We start from the raw sequence: 15,008 nt of genomic DNA on the forward strand, positions 1-15,008 counted from the left end.
CGTGGCGGAGGCGTTAGGCAGCTTCTCGCCGCCGGGGATGCGATGACCGCCGCCAAGACCCTTCTTAGACGCGCCCCTGTCCTGCGGCGCCTGCCGCCGCTGGCGACGCTGGTCGAGTGGGCCGCGCGGGTCGGATACGGCGCGCGGGGCTTCGTCTATCTGTCGGCCGGGGCGCTGACCCTGCTGGCGGCGACCGACCGGATCGGCGAGGCGGTGGGGACCAGCGGGGCGGCGGGCTGGCTGGCGGCCCAGCCGTTCGGCAAGGTCTGGCTGGTGCTGCTGGGCCTGGGTCTGTGGGCCTTCGTCGGCTGGCGGGTGCTGCAGGCGGTGTTCGACGCGGACCATGAGGGGACCGACCTGAAGGGCTGGGCGACGCGGGCGGGGCAGGCGGCCAGCGGCCTGTTCTACGGCGTGCTGGCGTCGGGGGTGTTCGAGTATCTGGACGAGTTCGGCGAGGCGACCAGCGCATCCTCCGCCCAGGCCGAGAGCGTCGCCGAGAACCAGGAGAAGGCGGCCGCGCTGCTGGGCCTGCCGTTCGGCGAGGCCCTGCTGATCGGGGCGGGGCTGGTGGTGCTGGGCGTCGGGATCGGCAATATCGTGCGGGCGTTCAGGGACGACTTCGACGACGCCCTGGCCTGTCCCAAGGCCTTCTGCGGGACGGCGACGGCCCTGGCGCGGGCGGGCTATGGGGCGCGGGGCTTTGCTTATCTCCCGCTGGGGGTGTTCGTGGTTCTGGCGGGGCTGCATGCGCGCTCGGGCGAGGTGACGACGACGGCGGCAGCGCTGGACGCGCTGGAGGCCCAGCCGGGCGGGTCGTGGATCCTGGGGCTGACGGCGGCGGGGCTGATGGCCTTCGGCGCCTTCGCCTTCGTGGAGGCGCGCTGGCGGCGGATCCGGCCGCCCAGGGATCTGAAGCTGGGCTAGGGCTTGTCGCGCGGCGCGGCGTCGCCATATCCTTAAGCAACACTCTCTGTTCCAGAAGGCCGCGCCATGACCCAAGCCGTTCCGACCAAGACCCTGAAGATCGACTTCGTTTCCGACGTGGTCTGCCCCTGGTGCGTCGTGGGCCTGGGCGGGCTGGAGACGGCGCTGGACGCCCTCAAGGGCGAGGGGATCGCCGCCGACATCGCCTTTCAGCCGTTCGAGCTGAACCCCCAGATCGCGGCTGAGGGCGAAAACATCGTCGAGCACATCGGCCGCAAATACGGCGCGAGCCCCGAGCAGTCCGCCGCCAACCGTGCCATGATCCGCGAGCGGGCCGGCGAGGTCGGCTTCGACATGCGGATGACCGACGACAGCCGCATCTGGAACACCTTCGACGCCCACCGCCTGCTGCACTGGGCGCACGAGATGGCGCCCGACAAGCAGAAGGCCCTGAAACAGGCGCTGTTCACGGCCCACTTCACCGAGAACCGCAACCTGACCGACGCCGGCGTCCTGACCGCCGCCGCCGAGGCCGCCGGGCTGGACCGGGCCGAGGCGGGCGAGGTGTTGGCCTCGGGCCGCTACGCCCAGGCGGTGCGGGCGTCCGAAGATCTGTGGCGCTCGCGCGGCATCACCTCGGTCCCCGCCGTGGTGGTGGAGGGCAAATACCTGATCAGCGGCGGCCAGCCGGCCCAGACGTTCGAGGACGCCCTGAGAAAGATCGCGTCGGAGGTGTGAGCCTCCCTTTCGTCATCCTCCGGCAAGCCGCGCAGCGGCGCAGACCGGGGGACCCAGCGGCGCGCGGGAGCGCGAACCTGTCGCGGAACAGGTGTTCCGAGGTCGGTTAGGCGGATGGATTTCGCCTGACGGCGCCGCTGGGTCCCCCGGTTCCGCTGCGCGGCCCGGAGGATGACGAAAGAAAATCACGGCGGGTCGGGTTCCGACTCCCCCTCCGCAAAAACACCGTCTGAATGGTGCAATTCGTCTGAAATCGGGGGCGGTTTCAGGTCGTCGAGCGCGTCCACACGGGCCATCAGGGCGTCGCGGCCGGCATAGTCTCCGGGGGTCAGGGCGGCGGCCTCCAGGGCGATGACGCCGATCTCCCGCGCGACGGCGGTGGCGCGTTCGGCCATGTCGGGTTCTTTCGGTTTGGGCTCGGGCTTTGGAGCAGGCGGCTCCGCCTCGCGCGCCAGGCGGGTCAGGTGGGCGTGCAGCCGCACCCACCGCGCCGCTTCCATCGCGCGCCCGGCCTGGACCGCCCGACCCATCCGCACCAGGGCGTGGGCCGCCATCTCGGCGAAGTCGGGCAGGCCCTGCGCCGTCTCGAACGGCAGGTCGATCGGCCCATCCATCGACACGGGATCGGGATCGTCCTGGTCCTGCCGCCGCCAACCCTCGTCGCTGGCGCGGGCGCGGAAGGTGCTGAGCCCCATGCCGTAACGGGCGCAGACTGTCTCGGCCGTGTCGCCGGCGAGGTATTCTTTGCGGGCGTTCTCCCAGACCGTGTCGGACGCCAGGCGATAGCCGCCGCGCGCGCCCGGCGTCGGTTCGCCCCTCGCCGGTTCGCCCCTTGCGGCAGCCTCCTTCTCGGCGCGCATCGAGGCCAGGGCCTCGGTGATGCGCGGATCGGTCGGGTCGCCAGGGATATATTCGTCGACCGGCAGGTCGTCGGGATCGCGCCCCTCTTGCCGAGGGCCGATATTGCCGCGCGCATCGCCCATCGGCGGCGCCTTGTGGCGGGGGATGTAGAGCAGGTCGCCGTACTCGTTCTGCTCCCACTCGCCGCGCGCGATGATGCGGGCTTGATACTGTTCCATGCTCTCCCAGGCCCCGGCCGCCGCCCCCGACATGGGACGCGCCCCAGTCTAACCCCGCCCCAGGGGGCGTTAGGGTAGAAGGTATAGATTCAGGGAAAGGCGAGGGATTTCAACGGTCCCGGAGGGGACATGTTGTATAGGAAGCCTTCATTCCTCCCCCGTCGGGGGAGGATCACGTCAGGCCCGCTTCTTCTTCGGCGCAGCCGGGGCGTCAGCGGCGGTGACCAGATGCCCCTTCCAGCCGGGCGGCGGCAGGAACTTGCCGGACTGCTCCTCGCGCGTGCCTTCGCGCGCGATCCGGGCGGCGTCGCGCCCGGCCTTCAGGACGGTTTCGGTGTCGAAGATATTGCTCATCGCGGTTCCCAATCTAGCAGAAGTCGCCACGACCTGTCCCTCTCCCAACGGGAGAAGCAGGCCGTTTCCGGGTTCACGAACCGAAGCGCCTTCGCCCTCGTCTGTGTATGCAGGAAGCGGTTGATGCCCTTCAGCGCCTCAGAGCGCGTGAGAAAATGAGACATACCATTGCATGCGTGGGTTGAAAGGCTAGGCTAGATTGAATCCATGATTTGTTCACGGTATGTTCTATGGTCAGCGAAATAAGAACCCAGCGAGTCAGGGACCCTGTGCACGGGCTAATCACGTTCAACAAAACCGAACCGGTTGACCAAGTGGCGTGGGCTTTGCTCGACAGTAGGGAGTTCCAACGACTTCGCCGGATCAAGCAACTCGGCGTGTCAGAGTTTGTTTACCCAAGCGCCACGCACACGAGGTTTGCCCATTGCATAGGTGTGTTCCACACCGCGCGAAAACTCATCGAGATCATCAGGAAGGAGATCGAGCCTGTCGGTGAAGAATTTGATCAACGTCGAGCGGAAACTGCGTTGATAGCCGCGCTTTTGCACGACCTAGGGCATGGTCCGTTCAGCCACACATTCGAGGGTGTTCAAAAGGCTAGAGGAGCAAAAAAGCGCCACGAGCAATGGACTGCAGAAATTATTAGAAACCCCAAAGGCGAGATACGCCCTCTTCTGGAGGCGTTTTGGCCAGACGGGACCTTCTGCGAAGCTGTCGCTCACCTCCTAGAAGTCGAAGACCCTGATGATATTTATCACGCTGTGGTTTCAAGTTCGTTTGACGCGGATCGGCTTGATTACCTGCGCCGCGACCGACTCATGACCGGGACTGGAGCAGGTGCAATCGACTTCGATCTCCTGATGGAACACTTGCGAGTGAGATCGATCGACTTAGAGGCTGCAGAGTCGGATGACGATCCAGACGAGCAGGTACACGTCGCGACTTTTTGCCTGGACGCCAAGGCATTGCCGGCCGCTGAGCAGTTTCTACTCGCGAGATACACGCTCCATGAGCAAGTCTATTTTCATAAAACAACGCGGTGCATCGAACATTTGATCGCAAAAGTCCTAGGCAAAGTCGCCGATTGCTCAACGAAACCAGGCTGCACCAAAGCGACAGGCCTTCAAAAGGATCATCCTCTCCTTCGTTTCTTTGGTAAAGATGGAGAAACGGTCGATAATTATTTGGAGCTCGATGATGTTCTGGTTCTCTCAGCGTTTGAAAGCATGCAAACGGCCGACAATAAAGAAATTGCAGAGCTAGCTCGGCGGTTGAGAGAGCGTGATCTTTATAAAACCCTTGATCTTCGCTCATTTGGTTTCGACGAAGGGCGCCAACAGCGGGCTGCACGGAAAATCGATGCGGATTTCAAGACTCACACTGTGGCAGGGACTGTCTCCAAGGACGAAGGAGCGGCTATCGGTATTTACACGCAGATTGGGGGCGACGACGAGCGCGCCCACAAAAAATTGCACATCCTCGATGAGGCAACCGGGCCGACCGAAATAAGCAAAGTTTCAAAGGTTGTCGGTGCGCTCGCCCCGAAGGCGCAATTTACGCGTTACTATTTCGAAAGCGAATCAGACCGCGATCAGGCGAAGCGTCGCAAGAAGGAAACCACATGACCGAACGGGAGGACATCGTAGCAGCTGTAGTTACAGCTGCCGGAGGATCACTTATCGGCCGTGTGAGGCTGCAAAAAACTCTGTATTTGCTAGACAAATTGGGTTTTGAGAGTGCTTTCCAATACGAATATCACCACTATGGCCCATATTCCCGTGATCTAGACTTAGCTGTAGCTGACGCGAAGGCATTCGATAAAATCGACGAGGAATTTGGATTCCGTTCGAGCGACGGAGCTCGGTTCAGTATTTTTAAATCGAAAAATGGCGATGTACCTGCCGACGCTTTCGGCACGTTAGGCGACGCTCGAACATCTCAGTTTGTCGCAAAATTTGCGGGCACAAACGTCACAATCCTCGAATTAGCTGCGACAGTAGATTGGCTTTGGCGGGTTGAGGCTATTTCGAATTGGCGAGCTGAAATCACCAAACGTAAGGGGGCAAAAGTTCAGAATGGCCGTTTAGATAAAGCCGTTGCTCTTCTGAATGAATTGGGCCTCGCGCCCCCTGCGTCCGCCTAAAATATTGTGTGAGCGGTAACCCGCCTTCCGCTCACACCTTCACCTCCACCACCCCGCCGCCAGCCCGGAACTTCGCGCTCATCTCCGCCATGCCGGCTTCCGCCTCCGCCAGCGAGCCGCCCGCATCATTCTGGGCCTGGGCGTCGCGGCGGATGTCCTGGCTGATCTTCATGCTGCAGAACTTGGGGCCGCACATGGAGCAGAAGTGGGCGGTCTTGTGGGCCTCCTTGGGCAGGGTGGCGTCGTGGTATTTGCGGGCGGTTTCGGGGTCGAGGCCCAGGTTGAACTGGTCCTCCCAGCGGAACTCGAACCGGGCGCGGCTCAGGGCGTCGTCGTGCAGGCGGGCGGCGGGGTGGCCCTTGGCCAGGTCGGCGGCATGGGCGGCGATCTTGTAGGTGATGACGCCGTCCTTGACGTCCTGACGGTCGGGCAGGCCCAGATGCTCCTTGGGCGTGACGTAGCAGAGCATGGCCGTGCCGAACCAGCCGATCATGGCCGCGCCGATGGCGCTGGTGATGTGGTCATAGCCGGGGGCGATGTCGGTGGTGAGCGGGCCAAGCGTATAGAAGGGCGCCTCGTGGCAGTGTTTCAGCTGCTCATCCATATTGGCCTTGATCTTGTGCATCGGCACATGGCCGGGGCCTTCGATCATGACCTGGCAGCCCTTGGCCCAGGCGATCTTGGTCAGTTCGCCCAGGGTGCGAAGCTCGGCGAACTGGGCCTCGTCATTGGCGTCGGCGATGGAGCCGGGGCGCAGACCGTCGCCCAGGCTGAAGCTGACATCATAGGCGCGCATGATGTCGCAGATGTCCTCGAAATGCTCGTAGAGGAAGCTCTCCTTGTGGTGCGACAGGCACCATTTGGCCATGATGGAGCCGCCGCGCGAGACGATGCCGGTGACGCGTTTGGCGGTCATCGGCACGAAGGGCAGGCGCACCCCGGCGTGGATGGTGAAATAGTCCACGCCCTGTTCCGCCTGTTCGATCAGGGTGTCGCGGAACACCTCCCACGTCAGGTCCTCGGCGACGCCGTTCACCTTCTCCAGCGCCTGATAGATGGGCACGGTGCCGATGGGGACGCTGGAGTTGCGGATGATCCAGTCGCGGATGTTGTGGATGTTGCGGCCCGTCGACAGGTCCATGACATTGTCCGCGCCCCAGCGGGTGGCCCAGACCAGCTTGTCGACCTCGTCGTCCACGCTGGACAGGACCGCACTGTTGCCGATGTTGGCGTTGATCTTCACCAGGAAGTTGCGGCCGATGATCATCGGCTCGACCTCGGGGTGGTTGATGTTGTGCGGGATGATGGCGCGGCCGCGGGCGATCTCCTGACGGACGAACTCGGGCGTCACGAAGTCGGGGATGGCGGCGCCGAAGTCTTCGCCGTCGCGGATGCAGGGGGCGGACTGCTCGCGGCGCAGGTTCTCGCGGATGGCGACATATTCCATCTCGGGCGTGATGATGCCGGCGTTGGCGTATTCGTACTGGGTGACGGGGCGGCCCTCGACGCCCTTGAACACCTTGTGGTTCGAGACGTCGAAGCGGGGGGCGAGGTTCTTGCCGGAGGCGTGGCCGTTGTCCTCGGGCTTGACCTCGCGGGGGTTCAGCACCGGGGCGATGTCGCCGCGATCCAGTTGCCAGCTGGACTTGACCAGGGGCAGGCCGCGCTTGATGTCAATGGTCACGGTCGGGTCGGTGTAGGGGCCGGAGCTGTCGTAGATGGTCACCGGCGGCTCGTTCGCCGACGGGTGGACGGCGACCTCGCGGAAGGGGACGCGGATGTCGGGGTAGAGCTCGCCGGCGACATAGACCTTGCGGCTGCCGGCCCGTTCGCCGGTCGGGATGGTTCCTGTCTCGCGCATGACCTCATCGCGCGCGTCCTTCAGCGCCAGATCCACATTGGGTTCTTCGGGCAGGGCGGGGGGCGTGACTTGGATGTTCATGGCGGCCTCAAACGGTTGAGGTCTGCCGACGTCGGGCGGAACGGTCCTGTAGCGTGGACCAAGGCGTTTCCCATCCCTTCGCCGGCATGACCCGGATCAGGTTCGACGGGTCAGGCGGCTACGCCAATCTCAGCCGCTCGATCGCGACCCCCCGGAGAACGAAGGGACCATACTCGCATCACTGCTGAGGCTCAACGGCCGTTAGCGCGCGTCAAAGAAGGATGCAGTGCGCCTTCCGAATCGCGTCTCGGCTTTCGGGCGATAGGTTGGGAGACAACAGAGTCGTTTCCTGCCGTGTCAGCTTGAAGGGCGCGCCGACCTTGGGGCGATACCAGATCAGATAGCCGCACTCCTGCTGAAGAGTGCGAGAGGCGACGTAATCGACTGCGCCATAGTGGCCGAACGGGACGCCGGCTGGATTTGAGTACCACGTAAGGCGGCCGATCTGTCGTTCGGTCACAGCGCCGGCGGAGGCGGCGAACTGCTTCTCACGCTCAGTCCACTGTTCGAGAGTGGCGCCGCCGGTCATCGCTGCATCGGCCATGGCGAAAGAGTCGGCGTAGCGGCCTTGGTCCAAGGCGGCAAAGTAGGCGGCGGTCAGCGCCTCCAGTTGCGGGTTCAAGGCCTCCGCATCGGCATCGCTGAGAACGGGCGCTGGCGCGGGTTCAGGAGGCGCGGCGGCCGACGCACCACAAACGACATCCTGAACCACTGTCAGCTTGTCGCTCGGCTTGCCGGCGCCGGGCTGGTCGGGAAGGCGTTGTTCCAGAGAAAAAGTGTAGTGATCGAAATAGTAGCCCTGCGCGCTGCAAATGTCGGCTGCACGCGGGCGCAGTCGGTCAGCGAGGCGCAGAGGATCGGTTTCGTCGGCAGCGGTGATCGTCATTCGCCAACGACCCGGACCATCAGGCTCGACCTTGATGACATCCTGCGTCACAAACAGCATCAGAGCGATAAGAGCCAGCACCAGACGTTCCCCCGATTGTCTGCGAACAGGAGGCGGGTGCGGCTGAGAGAGTCAAGGCGCGGACCAGCCCTTGACCGAGACGGTCGCCGTGCGCGGGTCGGCGTCGAAGCGAAGGTAGGCCTCGGCGTGGCCATGGCGCGGGACGTAGTCGAGGCTGGCGGTCGCGGTCTGGTCGCCCAGCACGCCCTCGACCTCGACCGCGGCGGCGGTGTCGTCGCCGTCGTTCTGGACGCGGATGGTGGCGACGTGGCCGGCGGCGGTGGCCTCGACCGCGACGATGCGGGCGCTGAGGGCCGGGGGCGCGGCGGGTTGCAGGGCCTCCCACACCACGATGCCGATGGCCGACAGGGTGACGACGGCACCGACCACGGCCATGACCCATTGCAGGACGGGGCGGCCGGGGTCTGAGGACTTGGCTTTGGCGGTCGATTTGGCGGGCATGGATCCTCAGACCAGAAGGCGGGCGGCGGCGGCGCCGATGGCGGCGGGAAAGCCCAGCACGATGGCGATCTGGGCCACGCCCTGCACCGACAACCCGTCCGTGCGACCGAAGATATAGAGGGCGAACAGGCTGATCCCCAGGGCGATGGCGTAGCCGGGCAGGGTGAAGTGAAAGAAGGCGTGCAAAGGCCGATCCGCCTCTTCCTGACCGGCGAACCCGGCGTTGAAGACGATCAGGTGCAGCAGCAGCAGCGACAGGGCGATCAGGGCCAGGACATGCAGGGCCGTGGCCTTGTAGGCGATCAGGATGATCTCCTCGGTCGGGGCGATGTTCAGGGCGAAGAAAAGCGCGCCCGCCGCCATCAGGAACAGTTCGCCGAAATAGGAGGCCGCGTCCTCGTCGGTGTCGCCGCCGCTAGACTCCGAACTGGCCCCGCTGAGTTGACGCCGGGCCAGAAGCGCGCCCATGGCGCCGGGCACGGCCTGAAGCGCGACCATGCCGATGGCCTCGTGCGGCGGGGCGTTCCACTGGACCACGCCGAACAGGATCAGCAGCACCGAGGCGGTCACGAAGCCGACGGCCAGGGCCACGGCGGTGTCGAGAATGTCGTTTCGAAACCCGCGCCGCTTCGAGAAGCCCGCATAATAGGCCAGGCCGTACAGCAGGGGCAGGCCGGCCAGGATGAAGGTCAGCAGCCGCCAGCGCTCCATGGCCACGCCCTGCTCCCACATCTCCATCGTCATCAGCAGCGGGATGTTGAACACCAGGGCGCCGGCGAAGGCGCGGGCCAGATCGCGGACGTAGGCGCGCTCCTTGCGCAGGTCGAAGGGGACGGCGGCGGTCATGGGGCGGCAACGCTTGGCGCTCCGTTTTGGCTCCTTGGGCCTGTCATGCAGGCGCGCTATCAAGGCCGGGAACAGGAGCCGTCCCCATGCATCTCGCCCGTTTCGCCCGCGTCCGCTTGGCCCATCTGCCGACGCCGCTGGAGCCGTTGCCCCGGTTGTCGGAAGAGCTGGGCGTGGATCTGTGGATCAAGCGCGACGACTGCACGGGCCTGGCGGGCGGCGGCAACAAGACGCGCAAGCTGGAGTTCCTGCTGGGCGCCGCGTTCGAGCAGGACGCCGATACGCTGGTGACGCAAGGGGCGGTGCAGTCGAACCATGTGCGCCAGACAGCCGCCGCCGCGGCCGCGCACGGCCTGGCCTGCGACATCATTCTGGAGGAGCGCACAGGGTCGAAGGCCAGCGACTATGTCGGCAAGGGCAATGTGCTGCTGGACCGGCTGTTCGGGGCCAGCATCCGCACCGTGCCGGGCGGGACGGACATGGTCGCCGAGCTGGAAAAGACGGCGGAAGACGTGCGGGCGCGCGGCGGCAAACCCTATGTCATCCCCGGCGGCGGTTCGAATCCTACGGGTGCTTTGGGCTATGTCGATTGCGCGCGCGAGATCGTGGTCCAGGCCGACGAGATGGACCTGGAGGTCCACCGGATCGTCACGGCGACGGGCAGTGCGGGCACCCATGCCGGCCTGGTCGCCGGGCTGGCGGTCATGGGGGCGGACATTCCGGTGCTGGGCATCGGGGTGCGGGCGCCGAAGGAAAAGCAGGAGGCGAACGTCTTCAAGCTGGCCGAGGAGACGGCCGCCCTGCTGGGCCAGCCGGGGCGGGTGAAGCGCGAGAGGGTGGTCGCGGACTGCGACTATGTGGGCGAGGGCTACGGCCTGATCGATCAGGGGGTGATCGACGCCCTGACCCTGGCGGCGCGCACGGACGGGATCGTGCTGGACCCGGTCTATTCCGGCAAGGCGATGAAGGGTCTGATCGCCCTGGCGCGCGCCGGACAGTTCCGGGGCGAGACGGTGGTCTTCCTGCACACCGGCGGGGCGCAGGGGTTGTTCGGCTATCAGAGCGAAATCGAAGGGGCGCTGTCGGGTCGGTGAGCCAGGTGAATGCGCGCGAGGCGATGCTGGCGTTGCTGGCCGCCCGTGCGGAGGACGCGACCGTCTGTCCCAGCGAGGTGGCGCGGACGGTGGCTGGTCCGGCCGGGGAATGGCGGGAGGCGATGCCCGAGGTTCACGCGGCGGTCGATCAGATGGTGAGCGACGGACTGGTGCGGCTGAGTTGGAAGGGCGGCAGGCTGTCAGTCAGGGCTGGGCCGTATCGGATCGGGCGCGGTGGGGGTTGATCGATCGGCGCCGTCTCCACGGTCTCTATGATCATGGGTTCAACGCTATTCTTAGGGAAACCCTATCAAGCAACGAAGGCGTTGTGACCACGATTTAACTTGTGATTTTCGGCGATCACCGCGAGACGCACTCATATAGCGGGGGTGTTTGATATGAAGCTGAAATCGATTGCGGCGGCGTTGTCGCTCACAAGCCTATGTGTGGCTTCCGCTCACGCCCAGACCGTTGCGCCACCCACCTTCGCTGAGCGTCTGGCGCAGGCAGGATCGTCGTTGACCGTGCGGCCAGAGGGCTTCGCGGGTCCGGCAGCCGCGATACTATCGGACGCTATAGACGCCAGCCGCTACGTCCTCATCGGCGAGAGCCATTTTTCGCGCGAGATTCCAGCCTTCACGACGAACGTCTGCCGATTGATGGCGGCGGAGACGGGCGGCCTGACGGCCATGGCCGTCGAGATCGGGCCGGAGGCCGCCGTAGCGGTCAATGAACGGCTGAGGGCGACGGACAGGGAACAGCAAATTTCTGACTTCGTGCGCGCCCATCCCGACGTCATGGCCTTCCTCAACAGCCGCGACGAGGGTCAGACGGCGGCCGATTGCGCGGCCGTCGCAGGGACGGCCTTCGAGCTGTGGGGGCTGGACCAGGAATTCTTCGGCGCGAGCGGTTATCTGTTCGAACAGATGCTGGCTGCCGGGCCGGGACCGCTCGCGCGCGCCCAGATCGAAGCCCTGGCCGAACAAGAGCGGACGGCGACGCAGGCCGCGCTGGCTTCCGGCTCACCGTTCGACCTGTTCCTGTTCAAGGTCACCGATGCGGCGCTGGATCAGGCGGGGACAGCCATCGATCAGGACGGCGGCGATCGGGCCAAGGCGCTGTTCGCCGCCTTGCGCGAAACCCGCGCCATCTATCAGGCTTCGCAGGCTCGCCGTGGCGATCCAAACGGGCGAAGGGCGCGGTTGATGAAGCGAACGCTGGCGGCCCGTTTCGCCGAGACGCCGCAGGCGCGCGTGCTGATGAAGTTCGGCGCCTACCATCTCTACAAGGGCTTCAATCCATTGGGTCAGCGCGACGTGGGCAACTTCGTCGCTGAACATGCCGACGGAGAGGGCGTTTCGTCGCTCAACCTGATCGTGGTCGGCGCGAGAGGCACGCAGGCCGGCTACAGCGGGGTCGGCCGTCAGAAGACGGTGCACGACTTCGACGTGATGACGGACGAAGAGGCGGACTGGCGCAAGGATGTGACGCTGGCCCGCCCTATGGACATGCCGCAGGGCGACTGGCTCCTGGTGGATCTGCGCCGTTTGCGCGACGCCGATCTGGAAGCCCTGACGCCTGAATGGCGCGAGATCATCCGCGGCTACGACCTCGCCGTTGTGGCGCCGGAACTGTCGGCATCCACCTTGCTGGGGGTTCATGACGCCCCTTAGCGAATGGGGTGGCGCGACGACGAAATTTCGTTCGCCGATACCCTGATCAGCCTCGGTTTGGAGTGATGGAATGACCAAGATTCTGGGCGTCATCGGGGGCATGGGGCCGGCGGCGACGGTGGCGTTTCTGGAGCGGGTGCAGGCGCTGACGCCGGCGCAGGGGGATGCGGATCACATCAGGGTTTTGATGGATATGAACCCGCAGGTTCCCGATCGGAACACGCGGCCGGGCGAGGCGGAGGTGGTGCTGGGCCAGATGGCGGCGCGGCTGGCGGCGGCGGGAGCGCACGTAATCGCCATGCCGTGCAACACCGCCCATGCCCAGGCGGGCGCGATCCGCGCCGTGTGCGAGGCGCAGGGGTTGAGCTTCATCGACATGATCGCGGCGACGGCGGATGTAGCGGTCGTGGCGGGTGCGAAGCGGATCGGGGTGTTGGCGACGCCGGGCGGGGAACGGCTGTACGGGCACGCGCTGGTGACGCGCGGGGTCGAGGCGGTGCTGCTGGACGGCGCGGATCGCGAGGCCTTCATGGGGCTGGTCTATGGGGTCAAGCGCGGCGACATCGGCGAGGCGGCGCGGGCGGGGATGTTGCGCCTGGCGGGCGTGTTGGCGGCTGCGGGGGCGCAGGCCTTGATCGCGGGGTGTACGGAGGTTCCGTTGCTGCTGCGGGCGGAGGATGCGCCGGTCGCGCTGACGGACTCGGCCGAGGTGCTGGCGCGGGCGTGCGTGGGGGCGTGTCTGGGTTAGATGTCGTTTTCTTTCGTCATTCCGGGCGCAGCGTAGCGGAGACCCGGAACCCAGCGGCGCGCGAGAGCGCGAACCTGTCGCGGATTAGATGTCCCAGCATCCTGCGGCGAAAGCATCGCCTTCGGCGCCGCTGGGTTCCCCGGTCTCGCTACGCTCGCCGGAGAATGACGAAAGAGGATATGAACGGGGCTTGCTACCCAGCCCTTGGGGCGGCAAACGAAGCGGGTGTCTATTCAGTCCCTTATCATCGATTGCGACCCCGGCGTGGATGACGCCGTGGCGCTGTTCCTGGCCTTTGCGGCGCCCGAGTTGAACCTGCTGGCGGTCACCACCGTGGGAGGCAATGTTCCCGGCGCCCTGACCCAGCGCAATGCGCGCATTGTGCGCCAGATCGCCGGGCGCGAGGATGTGCCGGTGCATGGCGGGGCCGAACGGCCGCTGAAGCGTCCGCCGGCGGGGGCGGGCGCGTTCCATGGGCCGGAGGGTCTGGGCGATCTGGAGCCGTTCCAGCCGACGGGCATCGTCGGCGACGGCCCGGCCGCCAACGCCATCGTCGACCTGGTCATGAGCCGGCCGCAGGGGTCGGTCGCCGTCGCCGTCATGGGGCCGATGACCAATCTGGCCCTGGCGATGCGGCGCGAGCGGCGGCTGGCCGACTGGCTGGGGCCGGTGGTGATCATGGGCGGCGCGCGGTCGGAGGGCGGCAACATCACGCCGTCGGCCGAGTTCAACATCTGGGCCGACCCGGATGCGGCGGCGGTGGTGTTCGGATCGGGGTGCGAGGTGATCGCCCTGGGGCTGGATGCGACCCATCAGGTGCGCGCGACCGAGGACCGGATCGCCGCCATAGAGGCCATCGACAGCGAGGCGGCGCGGACGACGGCGTCGATGCTGCGGTTCTCGCAGCGGGTCGAGCGCGAGGTCGTGGGCTGGGATTCCGCCCCGCTGCACGATCCCTGCACCATCGCCTGGCTGATCAGGCCGGACCTGTTCGAGACGCGGCCGTGCCGGATCGAGGTCGAGACGACGTCGGAGCTGACGCGCGGCCATACGGCGGTGGAGTTCCGGGTCGATCCGGCGACGGCGCGGCATCGCTGGGCGACAGCGGCGGACGGGCAGGGGGTGTTCGACCTGATCGTCGGCAAGTTGAGGGCGGCTGCGACATGAGGATCACCGTCGTCGGCTCGATCAACCTGGACCTGGTGGCCACGGCGCCCAGCCTGCCGGCGCCGGGCGAGACGGTGACGGGGGCGACGCTGGCGCGCCACCCCGGCGGCAAGGGCGCCAACCAGGCGCTGGCGGCCGAGAAGCTGGGGGCCGAGGTGTGCCTGATCGGGCGGGTCGGCGACGACGCCATGTCGGGCGAGGCCCTGGCCCTGATGGCGGACATGGGCGTCGATCTGTCGGGTGTGGAGACGGACGTGGCGGCGCCGACGGGCGTGGCCCTGATCGCCGTCGATCCGTCGGGCGAGAACCAGATCGTGGTCGCGGCCGGCGCCAATCATTTCGTGACGCCCGAACAGCTGCCGCAGCGGATCGAGGGGGCGTTGATCGTTCAGCTGGAGCTGCCGCTCGCGACCGTGGAGGCGGCGGTCGGCCGGTCGACCGGCTTCGTCTGCGCCAATCTGGCGCCCGCCGGGCCGGTGTCGGAGGCCCTGCTGCGTCGCGCCGACCTGATCGTCGTCAACGAGATCGAGGCCGCCTACTATGGCGACAGCCTGCACCGGGGCGGCGGCCGGGTGGTGGTGACCAAGGGCGCCAAGGGCGCGTCCATGTATCAGCGCGGCGTCGAAATGGCCTGGGCGACGCCGCCCGCAGTCGAGGCGGTCGATGCGACCGGCGCCGGCGACGCCTTCGTGGCGGCGATCGTCGTGGCCTTGCTGGAAGGGATGGACCCCGCCGAAGCGTTGAAGTTCGCCTGTGCGGCCGGCGCAGTCGCCGCGACGCGCGCGGGAGCCCAGCCGTCTGCGCCGGAGCGCGAAGAGGTCGAGGCGCTGCTGGCGGGTTAAGGCGAGCCACAAATCGCGTTCAAGCTGTGCCGTTATGGTGTATCTGCACT

16 protein-coding genes and 1 riboswitch are annotated in these 15,008 nt (G+C 66.2%); of the genes, 10 read left to right on the top strand and 6 right to left on the bottom strand.

Translation table 11 applies throughout. The features are described from left to right. The first annotated feature begins 42 nt into the window (after window positions 1-42). Window positions 43-924 (top strand): DUF1206 domain-containing protein, encoded by an 882-nt coding sequence (locus EGY25_RS09245; protein ID WP_135194697.1) that lies wholly within the window; start codon window positions 43-45, stop codon window positions 922-924. Window positions 925-990: 66 nt separating this feature from the next. Then, the gene (locus EGY25_RS09250) at window positions 991-1,662 is read left to right on the top strand and encodes a DsbA family oxidoreductase (protein WP_135194698.1); all 672 of its coding nucleotides are present in this window, start codon (window positions 991-993) and stop codon (window positions 1,660-1,662) included. Between the two features lie 185 nt (window positions 1,663-1,847). On the opposite strand, the gene EGY25_RS09255 is transcribed toward EGY25_RS09250, so the two are convergent. Then, window positions 1,848-2,741 carry a hypothetical protein gene (locus tag EGY25_RS09255; RefSeq protein ID WP_135194699.1) on the bottom strand — a complete coding sequence of 298 codons (894 nt, stop codon included), beginning with the start codon at window positions 2,739-2,741 and terminating at the stop codon, window positions 1,848-1,850. A 177-nt stretch (window positions 2,742-2,918) separates the two neighbouring features. Further along, window positions 2,919-3,095 (bottom strand): hypothetical protein, encoded by a 177-nt coding sequence (locus EGY25_RS16535; protein WP_167762525.1) that lies wholly within the window; start codon window positions 3,093-3,095, stop codon window positions 2,919-2,921. Window positions 3,096-3,325: 230 nt separating this feature from the next. Here EGY25_RS16535 and EGY25_RS09260 point away from each other — a divergent pair, with 230 nt between their 5' ends. Next, window positions 3,326-4,720 carry an HD domain-containing protein gene (locus EGY25_RS09260; protein ID WP_135194700.1) on the top strand — a complete coding sequence of 465 codons (1,395 nt, stop codon included), beginning with the start codon at window positions 3,326-3,328 and terminating at the stop codon, window positions 4,718-4,720. Further along, window positions 4,717-5,238 (top strand): hypothetical protein, encoded by a 522-nt coding sequence (locus tag EGY25_RS09265; protein ID WP_135194701.1) that lies wholly within the window; start codon window positions 4,717-4,719, stop codon window positions 5,236-5,238. Before EGY25_RS09260 ends, EGY25_RS09265 begins: the two co-directional genes overlap by 4 nt. 31 nt (window positions 5,239-5,269) lie before the next feature. On the opposite strand, the gene thiC is transcribed toward EGY25_RS09265, so the two are convergent. The 4 genes from thiC to EGY25_RS09285 form a co-directional block, all read right to left on the bottom strand. Continuing rightward, window positions 5,270-7,099 (bottom strand): phosphomethylpyrimidine synthase ThiC, encoded by a 1,830-nt coding sequence (gene thiC, locus EGY25_RS09270; RefSeq protein WP_432417377.1) that lies wholly within the window; start codon window positions 7,097-7,099, stop codon window positions 5,270-5,272. A 136-nt stretch (window positions 7,100-7,235) separates the two neighbouring features. Then, window positions 7,236-7,344, bottom strand: a riboswitch (TPP riboswitch). Between the two features lie 47 nt (window positions 7,345-7,391). Then, entirely contained in the window at window positions 7,392-8,147 is a 756-nt protein-coding gene (locus tag EGY25_RS09275) for a DUF4019 domain-containing protein (RefSeq protein WP_135194703.1), read from the bottom strand. Between the two features lie 51 nt (window positions 8,148-8,198). Next, on the bottom strand, window positions 8,199-8,588 hold the full coding sequence (locus tag EGY25_RS09280; protein WP_245159416.1) for a hypothetical protein: 390 nt from the start codon (window positions 8,586-8,588) through the stop codon (window positions 8,199-8,201). 6 nt (window positions 8,589-8,594) lie between these two features. Further along, entirely contained in the window at window positions 8,595-9,434 is an 840-nt protein-coding gene (locus EGY25_RS09285; RefSeq protein ID WP_135194704.1) for a TIGR02587 family membrane protein, read from the bottom strand. An 86-nt stretch (window positions 9,435-9,520) separates the two neighbouring features. On the opposite strand from EGY25_RS09285, the gene EGY25_RS09290 reads away from it, so the two are divergent. The 6 genes from EGY25_RS09290 to EGY25_RS09315 all read left to right on the top strand — a co-directional run bounded on the left by EGY25_RS09290 (window position 9,521) and on the right by EGY25_RS09315 (window position 14,958). After that, window positions 9,521-10,528 carry a D-cysteine desulfhydrase gene (locus EGY25_RS09290; RefSeq protein WP_135194705.1) on the top strand — a complete coding sequence of 336 codons (1,008 nt, stop codon included), beginning with the start codon at window positions 9,521-9,523 and terminating at the stop codon, window positions 10,526-10,528. 23 nt (window positions 10,529-10,551) lie between these two features. Continuing rightward, on the top strand, window positions 10,552-10,773 hold the full coding sequence (locus EGY25_RS09295; protein WP_167762563.1) for a DUF3253 domain-containing protein: 222 nt from the start codon (window positions 10,552-10,554) through the stop codon (window positions 10,771-10,773). Between the two features lie 201 nt (window positions 10,774-10,974). Continuing rightward, window positions 10,975-12,201 (top strand): hypothetical protein, encoded by a 1,227-nt coding sequence (locus EGY25_RS09300; protein WP_135194706.1) that lies wholly within the window; start codon window positions 10,975-10,977, stop codon window positions 12,199-12,201. 70 nt (window positions 12,202-12,271) lie between these two features. Next, window positions 12,272-12,949, top strand: coding sequence for an aspartate/glutamate racemase family protein (locus EGY25_RS09305; RefSeq protein ID WP_135194707.1), 678 nt, complete (start codon window positions 12,272-12,274; stop codon window positions 12,947-12,949). A 225-nt stretch (window positions 12,950-13,174) separates the two neighbouring features. Continuing rightward, entirely contained in the window at window positions 13,175-14,116 is a 942-nt protein-coding gene (locus EGY25_RS09310; RefSeq protein WP_135194708.1) for a nucleoside hydrolase, read from the top strand. Beyond that, the gene (locus EGY25_RS09315; RefSeq protein WP_135194709.1) at window positions 14,113-14,958 is read left to right on the top strand and encodes a ribokinase; all 846 of its coding nucleotides are present in this window, start codon (window positions 14,113-14,115) and stop codon (window positions 14,956-14,958) included. The genes EGY25_RS09310 and EGY25_RS09315 overlap by 4 nt, the downstream gene beginning before the upstream one ends. Window positions 14,959-15,008 lie beyond the last annotated feature (50 nt).

Source organism: Brevundimonas intermedia (assembly GCF_004614235.1).
GTDB lineage: Bacteria > Pseudomonadota > Alphaproteobacteria > Caulobacterales > Caulobacteraceae > Brevundimonas > Brevundimonas intermedia_A.